The organism is Thiopseudomonas alkaliphila (genome assembly GCF_001267175.1).
Lineage (GTDB): Bacteria > Pseudomonadota > Gammaproteobacteria > Pseudomonadales > Pseudomonadaceae > Oblitimonas > Oblitimonas alkaliphila.
This window is the reverse complement of record NZ_CP012358.1, coordinates 582,758-599,244: the sequence shown is the minus strand read 5'-3', so window position 1 is coordinate 599,244 and position 16,487 is coordinate 582,758. Positions and strand designations below refer to the sequence as shown.

18 protein-coding genes are annotated in these 16,487 nt (G+C 48.2%); 15 read left to right on the top strand and 3 right to left on the bottom strand.

Annotated elements, in window-relative coordinates; all coding sequences use genetic code 11:
• Positions 1–30: 30 nt before the first annotated feature.
• From sstT to gltX, 9 genes are all read left to right on the top strand, one after another.
• Positions 31–1,254, top strand: coding sequence for a serine/threonine transporter SstT (gene sstT / locus AKN87_RS02930; protein ID WP_053102402.1), 1,224 nt, complete (start codon positions 31–33; stop codon positions 1,252–1,254).
• A 193-nt stretch (positions 1,255–1,447) separates the two neighbouring features.
• The gene (ispF, locus tag AKN87_RS02925) at positions 1,448–1,921 is read left to right on the top strand and encodes a 2-C-methyl-D-erythritol 2,4-cyclodiphosphate synthase (RefSeq protein WP_053099585.1); all 474 of its coding nucleotides are present in this window, start codon (positions 1,448–1,450) and stop codon (positions 1,919–1,921) included.
• Positions 1,918–2,964: a tRNA pseudouridine(13) synthase TruD gene (truD, locus tag AKN87_RS02920; protein WP_053102401.1), complete on the top strand. Its 1,047-nt coding sequence runs from the start codon at positions 1,918–1,920 to the stop codon at positions 2,962–2,964. Before ispF ends, truD begins: the two co-directional genes overlap by 4 nt.
• A 22-nt stretch (positions 2,965–2,986) precedes the next feature.
• Positions 2,987–3,736: a 5'/3'-nucleotidase SurE gene (surE, locus tag AKN87_RS02915; RefSeq protein ID WP_053099583.1), complete on the top strand. Its 750-nt coding sequence runs from the start codon at positions 2,987–2,989 to the stop codon at positions 3,734–3,736.
• Positions 3,733–4,380: a protein-L-isoaspartate(D-aspartate) O-methyltransferase gene (locus AKN87_RS02910; protein ID WP_231692554.1), complete on the top strand. Its 648-nt coding sequence runs from the start codon at positions 3,733–3,735 to the stop codon at positions 4,378–4,380. The genes surE and AKN87_RS02910 overlap by 4 nt, the downstream gene beginning before the upstream one ends.
• Positions 4,381–4,382: 2 nt before the next feature.
• Positions 4,383–5,327 (top strand): DUF368 domain-containing protein, encoded by a 945-nt coding sequence (locus AKN87_RS02905; protein ID WP_053099582.1) that lies wholly within the window; start codon positions 4,383–4,385, stop codon positions 5,325–5,327.
• Between the two features lie 25 nt (positions 5,328–5,352).
• Complete coding sequence (locus tag AKN87_RS02900) at positions 5,353–6,234, top strand: peptidoglycan DD-metalloendopeptidase family protein (RefSeq protein ID WP_231692555.1); 882 nt, start codon at positions 5,353–5,355, stop codon at positions 6,232–6,234.
• 92 nt (positions 6,235–6,326) lie between these two features.
• Positions 6,327–7,520 (top strand): MFS transporter, encoded by a 1,194-nt coding sequence (locus tag AKN87_RS02895; RefSeq protein ID WP_053099580.1) that lies wholly within the window; start codon positions 6,327–6,329, stop codon positions 7,518–7,520.
• Between the two features lie 120 nt (positions 7,521–7,640).
• Entirely contained in the window at positions 7,641–9,125 is a 1,485-nt protein-coding gene (gltX, locus tag AKN87_RS02890; RefSeq protein ID WP_053102399.1) for a glutamate--tRNA ligase, read from the top strand.
• 116 nt (positions 9,126–9,241) lie between these two features.
• Here gltX and AKN87_RS02885 read toward each other — a convergent pair whose 3' ends face one another.
• The 3 genes from AKN87_RS02885 to AKN87_RS02875 form a co-directional block, all read right to left on the bottom strand.
• Positions 9,242–9,727 carry a cell division inhibitor SulA gene (locus AKN87_RS02885; RefSeq protein WP_053099578.1) on the bottom strand — a complete coding sequence of 162 codons (486 nt, stop codon included), beginning with the start codon at positions 9,725–9,727 and terminating at the stop codon, positions 9,242–9,244.
• Positions 9,728–9,742: 15 nt separating this feature from the next.
• Entirely contained in the window at positions 9,743–10,372 is a 630-nt protein-coding gene (lexA, locus tag AKN87_RS02880) for a transcriptional repressor LexA (protein WP_053102398.1), read from the bottom strand.
• Between the two features lie 63 nt (positions 10,373–10,435).
• A complete protein-coding gene (locus AKN87_RS02875; protein ID WP_053102397.1) occupies positions 10,436–11,929 on the bottom strand; it encodes a HAMP domain-containing histidine kinase in 1,494 nt (497 codons plus the stop codon).
• A gap of 291 nt (positions 11,930–12,220) precedes the next feature.
• Here AKN87_RS02875 and AKN87_RS02870 point away from each other — a divergent pair, with 291 nt between their 5' ends.
• Genes AKN87_RS02870 through AKN87_RS02845 form a run of 6 tightly spaced genes read left to right on the top strand, consistent with a single transcriptional unit; the run spans position 12,221 to position 16,483 of the window.
• Positions 12,221–13,237, top strand: a complete 1,017-nt coding sequence (locus tag AKN87_RS02870; protein WP_053102396.1) for an NAD(P)H-dependent glycerol-3-phosphate dehydrogenase — start codon at positions 12,221–12,223, stop codon at positions 13,235–13,237.
• Between the two features lie 12 nt (positions 13,238–13,249).
• A complete protein-coding gene (locus AKN87_RS02865; RefSeq protein ID WP_053099574.1) occupies positions 13,250–13,579 on the top strand; it encodes a DUF4389 domain-containing protein in 330 nt (109 codons plus the stop codon).
• A gap of 2 nt (positions 13,580–13,581) precedes the next feature.
• Positions 13,582–14,067 carry a phosphohistidine phosphatase SixA gene (sixA, locus tag AKN87_RS02860; RefSeq protein ID WP_053102395.1) on the top strand — a complete coding sequence of 162 codons (486 nt, stop codon included), beginning with the start codon at positions 13,582–13,584 and terminating at the stop codon, positions 14,065–14,067.
• A gap of 47 nt (positions 14,068–14,114) precedes the next feature.
• Positions 14,115–14,990 (top strand): alpha/beta fold hydrolase, encoded by an 876-nt coding sequence (locus AKN87_RS02855; RefSeq protein WP_053102394.1) that lies wholly within the window; start codon positions 14,115–14,117, stop codon positions 14,988–14,990.
• Positions 14,991–15,016: 26 nt separating this feature from the next.
• Positions 15,017–15,676 carry a glutathione S-transferase family protein gene (locus AKN87_RS02850; protein WP_053102393.1) on the top strand — a complete coding sequence of 220 codons (660 nt, stop codon included), beginning with the start codon at positions 15,017–15,019 and terminating at the stop codon, positions 15,674–15,676.
• On the top strand, positions 15,677–16,483 hold the full coding sequence (locus tag AKN87_RS02845) for a DUF4892 domain-containing protein (protein ID WP_053102392.1): 807 nt from the start codon (positions 15,677–15,679) through the stop codon (positions 16,481–16,483).
• The last annotated feature ends 4 nt before the right edge of the window (positions 16,484–16,487 follow it).

Below are 16,487 nucleotides of genomic sequence, written 5' to 3'. Positions count from 1 at the left end.
GCGTCCCTCTTTATTTGTTAGGAACCGATCATGGCGAATGCCGAAAACCCGTTCATGCGCTTTATCCTGCAAGGCAGTTTAGTGGTGCAAATTGTCATCGGCTTAATCGCCGGTATTGCGCTGGCTTATTTTTTGCCAGAAACTGCTCGCTCACTCGCTTTATTAGGCGATTTATTTGTCACTGCGCTGAAGTCAGTGGCACCGGTACTGGTGTTTATTTTGGTGCTCGCTTCGATTGCTAATCACCGCACGGGTGCCCGCAGTAACATCGGACAAGTGATTAAGCTGTATGTGTTAGGAACCTTTTTAGCTGCTTTGGTGGCAGTTTTAGCTAGTTACTGGATTCCACTAACGGTGCAACTAAAACCGGTAGCTGAGGCGCTAACACCACCAGGCAATATCACCGAAGTACTGCTCAGTGTGTTAATGAATATCGTCGATAACCCAGTTAATGCCTTATTAAATGCCAATTACGTAGGTATTTTGGCTTGGGCGATTGGTTTGGGCGTTGCGCTGCGCAGCGGATCGGGTACCAGTAAACAGTTAGCGCTCGATATTAGCCAGGCAGTGACTCAAATTGTGCGGGTGGTGATTCGTTTTGCCCCGCTAGGGATCTTTGGTTTGGTCGCTGGCACTATTGCTACTACGGGCTTTAGTGTGCTTTACGATTACGCTAAGCTATTAAGCCTGCTGCTAGGTTGCATGTTGGTTGTAGCATTGCTGATTAACCCACTGATTGTGTATAGCCAAATTCGACAAAATCCTTACCCCTTGGTGTTTACCTGTCTACGCGAAAGCGGCCTTACCGCGTTTTTTACCCGTAGTTCAGCGGCTAATATTCCCGTGAATATGGCACTGTGTAAAAAACTGGGACTGAATGAAGACACCTATGCCGTCTCAATTCCTTTAGGCGCCACCATTAATATGGGTGGAGCGGCGATTACTATTACGGTACTTACTCTGGCTGCGGTTAACACCTTAGGTATTGAAGTGGATCTTCTGACCGCGTTGCTATTGAGCGTGGTGGCAGCAATTTGCGCCTGTGGTGCCTCTGGAGTAGCTGGCGGCTCGTTATTGTTGATCCCGCTAGCCTGTAGTTTATTTGGTATTCCTAACGAACTGGCAGTGCAAGTAATTGGTGTTGGTTTTGTGATTAGCGTGCTCCAAGACAGTGCTGAAACGGCGCTGAACTCTTCAACAGACGTGCTATTTACCGCCGCTGCCGCAGGTTATCGCAATCCGCAGGCTGGCTAAGTTATACGCTACCAGCTAGCTAACGATTAAGGGCTTAAGCTAAATCCAGCTTAGGCCTTTTTTTGTGCTAGAAAAAATAATTCCTTAAAGATCGGGCGTAACATCCCTGCGAGCTGTGTAGAAAACAGGTAGAATGCGCGCTTTGTGCTATTCACGCCGATAGCTGTCAGTTAGCTGCTGAGAAGGTAGATTCATGCGTATTGGACAGGGTTATGATGTGCACCGCTTTGGTGCCGGTGATCATTTAACAATTGGTGGGGTAAAAATCCCTTTTAGTCATGGCTTTGTTGCCCACTCAGATGGCGATGTGCTGTTGCATGCGTTGTGTGATGCGCTGTTAGGCGCTTGTGCACTAGGTGATATAGGCCGTCATTATCCTGATACTGATCCGCAATTTAAAGGTGCCGATAGCCGCCAGTTACTGAAAGATGTGATGAGTAAAGTGCGGGCTAAAGGCTATCAGGTGGTGAATTTAGATCTAACAATTTTAGCTCAGGCACCGAAAATGGCGCCTTATATTGAGCGTATGTGCCAAGTGATTGCCAGCGACTTGGCGCTTGACGTTACCCAGGTTAACGTCAAGGCCACCACTACCGAATCGTTAGGTTTTGTTGGGCGTAAAGAAGGCATTGCAGCCCAGGCCATTGTGCTGTTGGCCAGTGTATGACTGAAGCCGAATTGTTAGGGCCTCGCGCTTACGGCGCCGCATTAGGTCGTGCATGGCTAAAAAGTGCGCCCCTTGATTTTCAGGTAAATGAAGTGCTTGATATACCCTTCACCGGTGAGGGCGAGCACAGTTGGCTGTATATTGAAAAGCAGCAGCTTAATACCGAGCAGGTAGCTAAGCGCTTAGCTGAGTTTGCTCAGGTACCGGTGCGTCAGGTGAGCTATGCTGGGCTAAAAGATAAGCAGGCAATTACGCGGCAATGGTTTAGCCTACAACTACCTGGTAAGCAGTCGCCTGACTTTACTCAGCTTAATAGTGAGCAGCTAAAGGTGCTGCAGCAAGCCCGGCATCAGCGCAAACTGCAGCGGGGGAGTCATAAAGCGAATCAGTTTGTGATTACTTTAAGGCAGCTGGCCCTTGACGTAGCCCCTGAAGAATTGGAGCAGCGTTTAGCGCAGATCAGTCAACAGGGTGTGCCAAATTATTTTGGCCCGCAACGCTTTGGCCGCGAAGGGTTTAATTTAGCTTTTGCCCGCCAATTTGCCGCCAGCCACAGCCTGCCAGACAAACGTAATGTACGTTCTCGCTTATTGTCTACTGCGCGCAGCTTTTTATTTAATCAAATACTCGCCCAGCGAGTGACTAGCGGTGAGTGGAATCAGTTAATTAGTGGCGATATTTTAAGTTTTACCGATAGTGCTAGCTTTTTTCCTGCAGCCGAAATGCAGGCGGATGATCTACGTTTTGCCCAACTTGATACTCATCCAACAGGCGCTTTATGGGGTAAGGGCGAGTTAGTAAGCAGTGCGCAAGCCGCAGCCTACGAGCACAGTGTCGCTGAACAAGAAGCAGACTTAGCCAGCTGGTTAGCCGCTGCCGGGTTAAAACAAGAACGACGCAATTTGCGCTTGCCGGTTAAGCAGCTAACAGTCAAATGGCTTGATACTGATGCTTTACAATTGGCTTTTCAATTACCGGTTGGCTGTTACGCTACCGTGGTATTACGTGAATTATTTGAGCTAACTACTGCAGTGAGCGAGTAGTGAGGTTAAGAAGGGTTGGTACATGCACATTTTAATTTCAAATGATGATGGGGTGTTTGCTCCTGGGCTGATGGCCTTGCATGAGGCAGTAAAGGATTTAGCAGACTGTCAAGTGATAGCGCCGGACCGTGATCGCAGCGGTGCCAGTAGCTCCTTGACTTTAGATCAGCCGCTGTATCCTAAGTCTTTAGCTAATGGTTTTGTTGGCGTGAATGGCACCCCCACCGATTGTGTCCACTTGGGGATTAATGGCTATTTTGCGCAATCATTCGACTTGGTGATCTCAGGTATCAATTTAGGCGCTAATTTAGGCGATGACGTGCTGTATTCCGGTACCGTAGCCGCGGCTTTAGAAGGGCGTTTTTTAAAGCGTCCAGCCTTTGCTTTTTCCTTAACTTCACGCAGCCCAGAACATTTACCAACCGCTGCCCATATTGCCCGTCAACTGATTCAACAGCAGCAAGCGTTTAATTTACCAGCGCACAGCATTTTAAATGTCAATATTCCAAATCTGCCGCTGACTGAAATTAAAGGCATAAAACTGACTCGTTTAGGTCATCGATTGCATGCAAAGCCGCCGGTGAAATTTGTCAATCCACGTGGCAAAGAAGGGTATTGGTTGTCGGTGGCCGGAGGCATTGAGGATGGCGGTGAGGGCACCGACTTTGCAGCAGTGCAGCAGGGGTATGTTTCAGTCACTCCGATCTTAGTTGACCGAACTCACTTTGAGCAGCTAGATAGCCTTAGTGAGTGGCTAGAGGCCTTACTTTGAGTGTGAGTCAAATTGCTGATCGCTCACGCCTTGCCTTAATTGAGCAGCTTGAGCAACAGGGAATTACCCATCCTGACGTGCTGCAGGCAATTTATCAGGTGCCACGCGAGCGTTTTGTGGACAGTGCGTTTAACTATCGAGCTTACGACAATACCGCTTTACCGATTGGTCATAGCCAAACTATTTCGCAGCCCTATACGGTTGCCCTCATGACGGAATTACTGCTTGCGGAAGGCCCTTTGGATAAAGTGCTAGAAATTGGCACTGGCTCAGGGTACCAAACGGCAGTATTAACCCAGTTAGTTGAACGGGTGTTTACTGTGGAGCGGATTCAGCCGTTGCAAGAGCAGGCTAAGCAACGGCTGGCGCAATTGCAGCAAACCAATGTGGTGTTTCGTTGGGGAGATGGTTGGCAAGGGTGGCCAGCGTTTGCACCCTTTAATGGAATTTTAGTGACCGCTGCTGCCGATCAGTTGCCGCTCAAACTAATTGAGCAGTTGGCTGTGGGTGGACGGCTAGTAATTCCAATCGGGAGCGGGCAAGCGCAAAAGCTTTATCTGATTCGTCGCCAAAGTCATGGTTATACTCAACAAGCCATAACTCCGGTTTATTTTGTGCCTATGTTGAGTGGGATTGAGCATTAAATATGAAAGCAGCCATTTTATTATTTCTCAAAGGCCTCGCGATGGGCGCTGCCGACATCGTGCCTGGTGTGTCCGGCGGTACCATTGCTTTTATTACCGGCATTTATGAGCGTTTATTGGGGGCTATCAGTCAGGCACCTAAAGCTGGTTGGTGGCTAGTGCAGGGGCAGTTTGCAAAGGCTTGGCACACCCTCGACGCTAATTTTTTATTGGTGCTGTTTGCCGGTATTGTCACCAGCGTTTTTAGTTTAGCTGGGCTGATCCATTGGTTACTGCAGCAGCATGGCTTATTATTATGGGCATTCTTTTTTGGCTTGATAGTCGCTTCATGTTGGCTGGTGGCTAAGCAAGTTCAGCGCTGGCACTGGCCGCAGTTTTTGTTTTTATTACTGGGAATAGGATTGGCCGCGTATATCAGCTTAGCTGCGCACATTAGTTGGGGTAGTGGCTTGCTGGCCGTTTTTTTTGCCGGCGCCATTGCCATCTGTGCAATGATTTTACCTGGCATCTCCGGCAGTTTTTTACTGGTCTTAATGGGCATGTACGACAGCATTATCAGTGCAGTTAAAAGCTTAGATGTCGTCACCTTAGGGGTGTTTGCCCTGGGTTGCTTAACCGGTATTTTGCTATTTGCTCATGTGCTTAAATTTACTATGCAGCACTACCGTGAGGTAACATTGAGCTTTTTACTGGGTATTATGTTGGGTTCTTTACTGAAGGTGTGGCCTTGGAAAGAAACCTTAGAGTGGCAGCTTAATCGGCATGGAGAGCAGGTGCCGCTGCAACAGGTACCCGTGAGTCCGTGGCAGTATGAAGTGCTCACCCAGTTAGATGCACAGTTAGCCGGCGCACTACTATTAGCCGTGCTCAGCGTGCTATTGGTTTTAGGTTTAGAGTATTGGTCGAGTCGTTTAGCGGGGGCGGCAACAGCCCCGACAGTTCGCTAGCCTCGAGCTTGGAAGCGGTGAAGTAATGAAGAACAAGTGGTTCAGTATGGATTTAATTAATCATCAAGGTGGTGCTGTGAGTCGAGCTAAAACCGCAGGTATATCGCGTCCGTTGCTGATTAGCGCCCTAGTCTCGTTACTAGGGGTGACGGCTTGTAGCAATAATGCAAGGGTACAGGTGGTCGATCGCCAGCATGCAGTGCCGGCTGTAACCAGTGGCCAGTACCGTGTACAGCGTGGTGACACCCTATACTCAATTGCTACGCGCCATGGTTGGAACTGGAAAGCCTTGGCCTCGCTCAATGGCATTGCTGCCCCTTACAACATTAACCCAGGGCAGGTGATTCGCTTTAGTGGCCAAGCGCAACCGGTAACACCCGTTAGACGGCCAGCTACGGTAGTAACTACTCCAGCTAAAACCACCCCTGCAAAAACAGCACCACAAACCACGGTTAGCCGTCCTGTGGTGAGTCAGCCGACCACGACTACTAAGCCGACGCCAGCCCCTAGTAGCTCGGCATCGGTCAGTACTGCTGCGGTTTCTAGCAAAGGTTGGCGTTGGCCGGCCAGTGGTCAAGTCGTTGGCCGTTTTTCGGGCGCCAATAAAGGCATTGATATTGCTGGCAATGCTGGCGATCCGATTGTCTCAGCCTCTGATGGAACCGTGGTGTACGCCGGTAGCGGATTGGTGGGCTACGGTGAGTTAATTATCATTAAGCACAGCGATGTGTACTTGAGTGCCTATGGGCATAACCGGCGCATTTTGGTCAATGAAGGGCAAAAGGTAAAATCGGGACAAAAAATTGCCGAGATGGGTTCTACCGGCACCGATACCACTAAATTGCACTTTGAAATTCGTCGTCAGGGCAAGTCCGTAGATCCAATGCCCTATTTGCCTACTCGTTAATTTAGCCTCTGTAGCAGCCTAGCGCACAACACGTAGAAGGTTGTGTGGTAGTGCTGTGGCTATACTTATAACCATTTGAAAGGAAAACCCTTTTGCCTATAACTGTATGGGGCCTTGCGATTGCCCAAGCTTTATTAACCTCAGGAAATATCTTATTAGTTGCAGTATCTGCCTTGATTGGTAAACAGCTCGCAGCGCATCCGCTATTAATTACTTTGCCTGTGGCCGCGCAGTTTTTGGGGCTCATTGCAGCCACCATTCCAGCGGCGCTACTGATGCAAAAACTCGGGCGCAAGGTCGGGTTTGTGTTAGGTAATCTGATTGGCTTAGTTGGTACTTGGGTGGCATTACAGGGATTAGAAGCTTCGAGCTTATACGGCTTTGCTTGCGGTACTTTATTGATCGGCATGGCTATTGGCGTCGGTCAGCAGTATCGTTTTGCTGCGCTAGATTTATGCAGTGTGGAGCAGCGTTCACGTGCGATTGGAATCGTGATGGGCGGCGGCGTAATTGCCGCAGTGCTGGGAGCGAACTTGGCCATTTGGTCGCAAAACTGGGCAGATAAGCCGTTTGTAGGTGCATTTTATGGCTTGTTTGCGATCTATGTGGTGGCGTTGCTGCTAATCAGTGTGTTGCCTTTGGCTAAAGCGGTGACGGTGAAGCCAACTGATCGGGTGCGCAGCTATGCTGAGCTGTTTCAGCAACCTTTACTTATTGCTGCGGTCGCTTCTGGGGTAGTGGGTTATGCGATTATGGTGCTGCTGATGACAGCAACCCCTTTAGCTATGGATCACCATGAATTTCCTTTTGAGGATGTGGCGATTGTGATTCAGTGGCATGTTCTGGGGATGTTTGTGCCGTCCTTTTTTACTGGCTGGCTGATTCGCAAGTTCTCATCGCGTACAGTGATTTTGTGGGGCTGCATTATTTTAGTGATCTGCGCGTTGATTAATATTTCAGGCGTTAGTTATTGGCACTATTTTAGCGGGCTATTGTTATTGGGCGTAGGCTGGAACTTTACTTTTATTGGCGCTACGCACTTACTCAGCTTCACTTATAGCCCGGCAGAGCAAGGTAAGGTGCAAGGCATTAACGAGTTTTTAGTCTTTAGTGCTTCAGCGATTGGCAGCTTACTGGCCGGACAGGGTGTCGTCCTGCTGGGCTGGGCTTGGTTAAATTGGCTCTCGATCCCAGTCGTTGTGGCCATTGCTTGGTTAATTTGGCGCTTAGATGAAGTGAAAATGACGGCAAAAGCGCAGTCGGCTTGGCAAAATCCCCAGGCCTAGTAGCCGTACATTCTTGATTGGCTCTGGTGCATGCGTCTAGAGCCAAAACACTATTTTTGCTATGCTAGGCCTTTATTTTCACGCGCTGTTTATTTTTAACTCGCTTACTTGAGAGCCTTCATGACTATTGTTAGAACCCGTGTCGCTCCTTCTCCTACCGGTGATCCCCACGTAGGAACGGCTTATATTGCTTTGTTTAATATGTGTTTTGCGCGCCAGCACGGCGGCCAATTCATTTTGCGAATTGAAGACACCGACCAACTTCGCTCGAGCAAAGAGTCTGAACAACAGATTTACGATGCCTTACGTTGGTTAGGGATTGAATGGGATGAAGGCCCCGATGTCGGTGGTCCCCATGGCCCTTATCGTCAAAGTGAGCGCGGTGAAATCTATAAAAAATATTCAGATGAATTAGTCGCTAAGGGCCATGCCTTTCCGTGCTTCTGTTCTGCTGAACGCTTAGATGCGGTACGTGCCGAGCAAATGGCCAATAAGCAAACACCGGCCTATGATGGGCATTGCTCACATCTTGACCCGAGTGAAGCGCAAGCACGAGTAGCGGCAGGTGAATCCCACGTGATTCGGATGCGGGTACCGACCGAAGGGGTCTGCGTGGTTAAGGATATGCTGCGTGGCGAAGTCGAAATTGGCTGGGACCGCATGGATATGCAGGTGCTCATGAAAGCCGATGGGCTGCCTACTTACTTTTTAGCCAACGTAGTGGATGATCATCTGATGGGGATCACTCACGTGCTACGTGGCGAAGAGTGGCTGCCTTCGGCGCCGAAGTTAATTAAGCTGTATGAGTATTTTGGCTGGGAACAGCCTGTATTGTGCTATATGCCGCTGCTGCGTAACCCTGATAAAAGTAAGCTCTCTAAGCGTAAAAACCCAACCTCAATTACGTTTTATGAGCGTATGGGTTTTATGCCAGAAGCCATGCTGAACTACTTGGGGCGTATGGGCTGGTCGATGCCCGATGAGCGTGAAAAATTTAGCCTTGAAGAAATGATTGAAAACTTCGACTTAAGCCGTGTTTCCTTAGGTGGCCCGGTGTTTGATATTGAGAAACTGTCTTGGTTAAACGGTCAGTGGTTGCGTGAGTTAAGCGTTGAAGACTTTGCTCAGCAAGTGCAGCAGTGGGCATTTAATCCTGAATACCTCATGCAAATTGCCCCCCATGTGCAAGGACGGGTAGAAACTTTCAGTGAAATTGCGCCCCTAGCAAACTTTTTCTTTACCGCTGGCGTGCCATTAAATGCTGAGTTATTTGCCCATAAAAAGCTCGATGAGAAGCAAGTGCGTCAAGTGTTGCAGTTTGTGTTGTGGCGTTTAGAGGCGCAGCGTCAGTGGGACAAAGACGCGATTATGGCCTGTATTCATGAGGTTGGTGCGGCGCTTGAGCTAAAATTACGGGATATTATGCCGTTAATGTTCCCGGCGATTACCGGTTCAAGCAGCTCGGTTTCGGTGTTAGATGCCATGGCGATTTTAGGCCCCGACTTAACACGCTTTCGTTTACGCCAAGCCTTAGAGTTTTTAGGCGGCGCATCGAAAAAAGAAACCAAAGAGTGGGAAAAACAGTACAAGCTTGCCTTGGCGTAAGGCCATTGTTGCGCGAGTTACTGTGCCTGCTGCAATGCCCGTCCTGGTGACGGGCATTTTTATCGCCGCATATTAGGGTCTATATAGCTTTAGCGGATGAGCTGAGCTAGGTGAGCCTAGCAGGCGAGAGTGAAGGGATGCTTAATATTAAGCCACTTGCTTTGGGTGTAAGCCGCCTGACGACTGAGCTGTTGTTTTAGACCTTCAGGCATCACATCAATCCAGCTAACCACGGTATGGCTTAACCCTAAGCTCAGGGTTTGGCGTAAAATTTTCATCACTTTTGCTGGTGAGCGATCGCTGATCACCATGGTTTTCTGTGGATTGACTCCAATCGAGCGGAGCCACTGATTACTGATGGTTTCAGGTGGTGCGACCAAGGTTAACCAGCGGTCGGCTTGTTCATGGCTTAAGGACTGTAATACGGGTGCTAACAGCGCTAAAAACTGCTGCTTGCCACCACTGATAATCAGCTCGCTAAAGGCCTCTTGAGCTAGGCCTAATTTGGGTTCACCAAGCGGCAGGCTTTGATTGAGTGCTGGTTTGCGCAAAATTGACAGGGGCAGGCTCTGCACCACACGATTGCTGTTTAAGTTTTGCATGTTAGGTTTCTCCAGTTAGTGCCTGATCACACCGACACTTAAGCCTTCTATCACTAACTCTTCATGGCTTAGATCAATTTCAATCGGGGCGAAATCTTGGTTTTCAGCAATTAACCAAACGGTATTGCCTTCGCGCTTAAAGCGCTTAACGGTGACTTCGTTATCGATGCGGGCTACAACAATGTCGCCATTTTTTGCTTGTTGGGTTTTATGCACTGCCAGCAAATCACCGTCTAAGATGCCAATGTCTTGCATACTGCTGCCTTTAACGCGCAGCAAATAATCAGCTTTGGGTTTAAAAAAGTCAGGGCTAATTGCACAGGTAGTTTCAATATGTTCTTGGGCTAAAATGGGTTGTCCGGCAGCTACTTGACCAATAATTGGCAGCTCATGATCGTTAAGGGCCAAGCTAAGATCAGGCGCTGCTGTTAGTTCATCTTCAATGATGCGAATGCCACGCGAGGCACCAGGAATCATTTCAATTGCTTGCTTTCGGGCCAGTGCGCGTAAATGATCTTCAGCTGCATTGGGCGAGCGAAAACCAAGAGCTTGGGAGATTTCAGCGCGAGTCGGTGGGTAGCCGTTTTGCTCAATCCACTCTTTGAGAAATGCCAATATTTCTGCTTGGCGCTTAGTTAGCTTCATGGTGTTCGCCCTCATTAAGTACTGTATGACTGGTATTATATACAGTGTTTTGCTGAGGGCAAGTTATTCCTGTGTTTTGGCCTGATCAATTTGTAGCGGAATTTTCAGCATAAACAGTGTGCCTACTTGCTCTTGGCTAGAGCAGGTCAGGGTGCCGCCCATTTGTACGGCCAAACTATGGGAGATAGATAGACCCAATCCGGTGCCACCATAACGCCTAGAAATAGAGCTGTCGGCTTGGCTAAAGGCATCAAACATATACTTAATACGGCTTTTAGCAATACCAATGCCGCTATCGGTCACCTTAATGGCTAAATCCAAGCTGTGCTTATTTTTCATAAAGGCTTGGCAGCTGACTTTAATAAAGCCGTGTTCGGTAAATTTAAAGGCATTACTGACTAGGTTGACTAACACCTGCTTAATACGTGTCGGGTCGCCCAGTAAGAAGCTATCGCGGGCTAGGGGGCTATAAGTTACGCTGAAATCGAGCTTACGCCGCTTAGCTTCTAACTCAAATGGCTTAAAGGCTTGATCAAATAACTCTTTCAAGTTAAAGGATAAATACTCTAAGCCGATGGCATGATGCTCGAGACGGGAAAAATCAAGAATATTATTAATGACTTGTAGCAACTGTTGGCCTGAAGTGGTGGCAAACTGGGTGTATTCTTTTTGCTCACTGCTTTGCTCAGTGGTTTCAAGTAGCTGTAGCATGCCTAAAATGCCGTTCATTGGCGTACGCAATTCATGGCTCATCATAGCTAAAAAGTCTGATTTACTGCGGTTCGCATGTTCAGCTTCTTCCAAGGCTTTAGTGGCTTGCAGTAACTGAATCTGCTGATCTTTTTTGGCTTGGCTTAGGTCTGCAGCCAGTCGATTAATATTGTTAGCTAGTTCGCCAATTTCACCGGTATAGCGTGTAACTTTAACTGGGCTGTAATTCCCTTGCTGCATGGCTTTTAGAGAGTAACTCATGCGTTTTAAGGGCAAAGATAGGCTACGTGATAGTGCATGAGCTAATAATAAAGTTAGCATAAAAGCAAAGCCATTTAATAAGCTGGCTTGCAATAAGCTTTGTTGCTGTTCCTTGCGTAACTGAACGTCAGTCATCACTACAACGACTCTTCCTAGCAGTTTTTTTTGTTTAGGAATGGGGGGCGTAGCTGCCTCATGGGTATCCGGCTCAGTGGAGTGCTGGTAAATAGGAGCGTCAAACTTAAAAGATTGTTTGTAATCAGGGCAGCTTTTTGTGATGGATGCAATTTTTTGATTGTCTTGATTATAGACATTAATACAACGCACATACTGGGTACTGGAGGCGGCACTAACTAAAGTTTGTAAATAAGCAAAATTACCAGATTCCACGCCATACGCAGCAGCTGGAGCAATCTGGTTAGCTAATAACTGACCAGTAGTGAGTAGGCCTTGCTGTAAGTCTTGGAAGCGTGAGTAAGTAAAGTAAGTCGTTAGTAAAGTAGCAATTAATAATGCAGGGACTAAGCTGACAATTAAGGTATGGCGGTGAATAGTTCCGGTATGCCAGCGCTGTAAAAGAGTCATTGAACACCTAGCTATCAGTACTTAAAAATATGAGAGCGAAAAAGATAAATTATAGAAATGGCGATCATTGCTACAAAATAATGATAGCGAGCTTAAAGTGTTGGTTCATGTCTAAGGGACCCAGTGCTAGCAAGTAAAATTTATCACTCTGAATGACTTCGTAAAGAGGGCCTCTTTGCTCGTTCATGGATTTAATTCTAAATGATTATCTTGCAAAAGCTACTGATAATGGCTGGATTGCAACGTATAATGCCGCCATCGCCATTTTGGCTAAACGAGTAGTGGATACCCATGAGCAAACCAATTGCAGTTCTTGGTGGTGGTAGTTTTGGAACTGCTGTTGCCAACTTATTAGCGAGCAATAACCACCCCGTTATTCAATGGATGCGCGATGAACAGCAAGCGCAAACCATGCAAGTTGAGCGGAAAAACCCTAAGTATTTACAGGGAGTGCCGCTGCAGGATGGCGTACAGCCAACCAGTGAAATTGCCGAGGCATTAGCTTGTGAGCTGATTTTTGTTGCCTTGCCATCTACGGCCTTACGCCAGGTACTCACACCTTATGCCGAGCAATTAGCAGGTAAGGGCTTGATTAGTACCACTAAAGGGATTGAGGCGGATAGCTTTTTATTAATGAGCCAAATTCTCGAACAAATTGTGCCTAAAGCACGGGTAGGGGTTTTATCCGGTCCTAACTTAGCTAAAGAGGTGGCAGCCGGTGCGTTAACTGCGACTGTGATTGCCAGTGAAGATCAGGCGCTGTGCCAGCAAGTGCAGGAGGTGCTACATGGTTCGACTTTTCGCGTGTACGCCAGCAGTGATCGTTACGGGGTCGAGTTGGGCGGTGCGTTAAAAAATGTGTATGCGATTATTGCAGGGATGGCCGCCGCCTTAGGGATGGGGGAGAATACCCGCAGCATGCTGATCACCCGAGCTTTGGCAGAAATGACGCGCTTTGCTGTACGTTTAGGCGCCAGCCCAATGACTTTTTTAGGTTTGGCTGGGGTTGGTGACTTGATTGTGACCTGTACTTCGCCGAAAAGCCGTAATTACCAAGTAGGTTATGCCTTAGGTGAAGGGCGTAGTTTAGAAGAGGCAGTGCAGCGCTTAGGCGAAGTGGCAGAAGGAGTTAACACCTTAAAAGTGCTTAAAGCTAAGGCTGATGAGCTGGAGGTGTATATGCCGCTAGTGTCGGCTTTACATGCGATTTTATTTGAAGGCCAAACCTTAACTAAGGTGATTGGTAGTTTAATGAGTGGTGAACCTAAAACCGATGTGGACTTTATTACCGTTGCCGGTTTTAGTTAAGAGGAGAACAATATGCAAGCTTCAGCGAAGCGCTTAGGACGTGAGTCATTGGTCATTCGGATACTGTGGATGCTGCTATTCTTGCTGGCTTGGCAAATAGCAGCCCCTTTATTAGCGGTGATGGTGTTATTACAGTTAGTGTATCGCTTGGTTCAAGGTCAGCCGCATTTGGGGTTGATGCAATGGGGTGATAGCTTAAGTCAGTATTTAATGCAGATTGGTCGCTTTGGCGCCTTTCAAACAGAAGAAAAGCCTTGGCCGGTCGCCGATTGGCCAGCGCCAGAGACCCCAAAGGCAATTAAAGTTAGTCCAGCAGCCGAGGTGACAGCCCCTAAGGAGTAAAGATGACACTGTGGTTATTGCGACATGGCGAAGCCCATCCTGAAGCCGAAAGTGATGAAGCGCGTAAACTAACGCCTTATGGGATTGAGCAAGTGCGTTTTATCGCAGAGCAGCTAGTGGATCAGCCGTTAGATATGATTCTGACCAGTCCTTATGTGCGGGCGAAAGAAACCACCCAGGTGGTGCAACATCGTTTCTATGAAAATCGCCAGCGTGCAGCTGTGCCTGTGACCACTGTGCCGTGGATTACTCCAGATGATCGCGTACATGATGTACTGAATGGGCTGGAAAATTATTACCCGCAGTACAAACATCTGCTTATTGTCAGTCATCAACCCTTGTTGGGTTATTTGGCTGGCTGGCTGGAGTATGGCCATAAGCAACAGATTCCCTTTGGTACCGCTAGTCTTGCACAATTTGAAGGCAGTTGGTTAGGTGCCGGAAGCTTACAATTAAAACAAATATTCCATGCAGATATTCCCCGTTAATTGCACGAATTAACTGATCTGCCTGCCTTGAGGAGTGAACCTTGGTTATGTTGCAACAGGTAGAAGATATACGCATCCAACTTCCCCATATTGAATTAGCTGCCAAAGTTTATGGTCCAGCGGATGGTGAGCCGGTATTGGCTTTGCATGGCTGGTTAGATAATGCCATGAGCTTTGAGCGCCTCGCTCCGCAACTAAAAGGCTTACGCATTGTTGCCTTGGATATGGCAGGGCACGGTTACTCGCAGCACCGAAGTTTAGATGCTAGCTACCAGTTATGGGATTATGTAATGGATGCTTTTCTTGCGGCTGAGCATCTGGGGTGGGATAAGTTTAGCTTGCTTGGGCACTCGTTAGGGGGAATTGTCTCGGTGTTATTAGCTGGTGCGATGCCAGAGCGAATTGAGCGCGTGGCACTGATTGATGGTTTAGCACCTTACACTGGCGAAGCGGATGAAGCACCAGAGAAATTGCGTGAGGCGCTACTGGCGCAAATTGCCTTAAAAGATAAGGGCAAGCCTGTGCATCCTACGGTGGAAAGTGCAATTAAAGCACGGATGCAGGGATTAATTGCGGTTAGTCGGGAAGCAGCAGAGTTATTGGTGCAGCGCGGTTTAAGCCCCGTACGCGGTGGCTTTACCTGGAATACTGATGCCCGCTTAACTTTACCGTCACCGCTGCGCTTAACTAAAGCCCATGCACTTTCTTTTGCTTTAGCCGTCAAATGTCCGGTGTGCTTAATCTTAGCCACTGAAGGTATTTTGCTCCAAGAGCGTGGACTTGAGCCTTTCTTGGCGATGCTGCCTTACCAGCAACATCGATTATCAGGCGGGCACCATTTGCATTTAGATGATGCTAAAGGAGCCACAGCCGTTGCTGAGTGCCTGAATCAATTTTTTGCTGCTCACCCTGTTGCAGGCTGAGTGGCTTTGTTAGTGGAGTCCTTCTGATGATTGATTTGTATACCGCAGCCACCCCCAATGGGCATAAGGTGTCAATTGCCTTAGAAGAAATGCAGCTGCCTTATGAGTTGCATGTTTTATCTTTTGATAAAAAAGAGCAAAAAGCGCCTGAATTCTTAGCTATTAACCCCAATGGCCGTATTCCCGCGATTATTGACCGAGATAATGATAACTTCGCAGTATTTGAGTCGGGCGCTATTCTTTGGTACCTAGCTGAGAAAACCGGGCAGCTATTACCACAAGAGCCTAAACAGCGCTCGCAAGTTATGCAGTGGTTAATGTTCCAAATGAGTGGTGTAGGGCCAATGCAGGGACAAGCCAATGTGTTTTATCGCTATTTTCCCGAGAAAATTCCAGCAGCTATTGATCGTTACCAAAAAGAAACTCGCCGCTTGTACGAAGTGCTCAATACACGTTTAGCCGAAGTGGAGTATCTGGCGGGCACCTACAGTATTGCCGATATCGCCACTTACCCGTGGGTGGCCCTGTACGACTGGGCCGGGGTTAGCATTGAGGGATTACCTCATTTAGCTCGCTGGTTACAGCAAATAACTGAGCGGCCAGCGGTGCAAAAAGGTCTTGAGCTACCACCGAGTAGACCTGTAGAGCAATCCTTAACTGATGCGAAAAGCATGGTGGTGCGTTAATTGAATAAATATGGTGTATGCACCTGGTTAGTGGCTGCGCTGTTTAGCAGTACAGTCGCGCAGGCACAGGTTGAGCAGTTGGAAGCCTTTACTGGTGCGACTGAGTTAGAGCAGGCGGAGTATCCATTGGCCGAACAGGTCTATCCTGCCGGTTCTGTGCGCCGCATCAGTGGTAACTTGCGTTACAGTGCTGAACTGCGAGGCGTTGGCAGTAAAACCACCCAAACTTGGCAAATAGCCGGATTGCATAGTGCAGAGCGCGCCTTTGCCGAGGTGCGCCAATATTGGCGCAAGCAGGGCGCACATACCCTGTACTGGTGCGAAGGTCGTGAATGTGGTGCTAGTAGTTTGTGGGCCAATAGCGTGTTTAATAACTCGCGGTTATACGGCCCTGATGATAATCAGGCTTATGCTTTAATGCTGTTGCCGCAAGACCCTGATTATCAGCAAGTCAGCGTGATTGCTTTTTATGCGATTAAGCGCGGTAATGGCCGCTCCTATCTGCACCAAGAACAGATGCAATTGGAGCACCTGCCGAGTGATCTTTTACCAGAGCCTGCCACCTTGCTGAAACAGCTCAACAAAGAAGGTGAGTTAGCGCTGACCCATTTAACCCAAGCACCAAGCCCTGAGTGGGTGCAGTTGTTAGCGCGCAGCATTAAGCGTAATGCATTATTGCAAGTGAGCTTGCAAGGCGCTTATGCCGCTGATTGGCAAGCGGCCTTGTTGGCTGCCGGAGTTCGTCCACAGCAACTGGCAGTCGATGCTAACCAGCCAGCGCCTGGATTAATTTTAAAGAAGCGCTAAGTGC

Coding starts and splice junctions, on each gene's coding strand:
- sstT (WP_053102402.1), top strand. CDS start 31: ATGGCGAATGCCGAAAACCCGTTCATGCGCTTTATCCTGCAAGGCAGT.
- ispF (WP_053099585.1), top strand. CDS start 1,448: ATGCGTATTGGACAGGGTTATGATGTGCACCGCTTTGGTGCCGGTGAT.
- truD (WP_053102401.1), top strand. CDS start 1,918: ATGACTGAAGCCGAATTGTTAGGGCCTCGCGCTTACGGCGCCGCATTA.
- surE (WP_053099583.1), top strand. CDS start 2,987: ATGCACATTTTAATTTCAAATGATGATGGGGTGTTTGCTCCTGGGCTG.
- AKN87_RS02905 (WP_053099582.1), top strand. CDS start 4,383: ATGAAAGCAGCCATTTTATTATTTCTCAAAGGCCTCGCGATGGGCGCT.
- AKN87_RS02900 (WP_231692555.1), top strand. CDS start 5,353: ATGAAGAACAAGTGGTTCAGTATGGATTTAATTAATCATCAAGGTGGT.
- gltX (WP_053102399.1), top strand. CDS start 7,641: ATGACTATTGTTAGAACCCGTGTCGCTCCTTCTCCTACCGGTGATCCC.
- AKN87_RS02885 (WP_053099578.1), bottom strand. CDS start 9,727: ATGCAAAACTTAAACAGCAATCGTGTGGTGCAGAGCCTGCCCCTGTCA.
- lexA (WP_053102398.1), bottom strand. CDS start 10,372: ATGAAGCTAACTAAGCGCCAAGCAGAAATATTGGCATTTCTCAAAGAG.
- AKN87_RS02875 (WP_053102397.1), bottom strand. CDS start 11,929: ATGACTCTTTTACAGCGCTGGCATACCGGAACTATTCACCGCCATACC.
- AKN87_RS02870 (WP_053102396.1), top strand. CDS start 12,221: ATGAGCAAACCAATTGCAGTTCTTGGTGGTGGTAGTTTTGGAACTGCT.
- AKN87_RS02865 (WP_053099574.1), top strand. CDS start 13,250: ATGCAAGCTTCAGCGAAGCGCTTAGGACGTGAGTCATTGGTCATTCGG.
- sixA (WP_053102395.1), top strand. CDS start 13,582: ATGACACTGTGGTTATTGCGACATGGCGAAGCCCATCCTGAAGCCGAA.
- AKN87_RS02855 (WP_053102394.1), top strand. CDS start 14,115: ATGTTGCAACAGGTAGAAGATATACGCATCCAACTTCCCCATATTGAA.
- AKN87_RS02850 (WP_053102393.1), top strand. CDS start 15,017: ATGATTGATTTGTATACCGCAGCCACCCCCAATGGGCATAAGGTGTCA.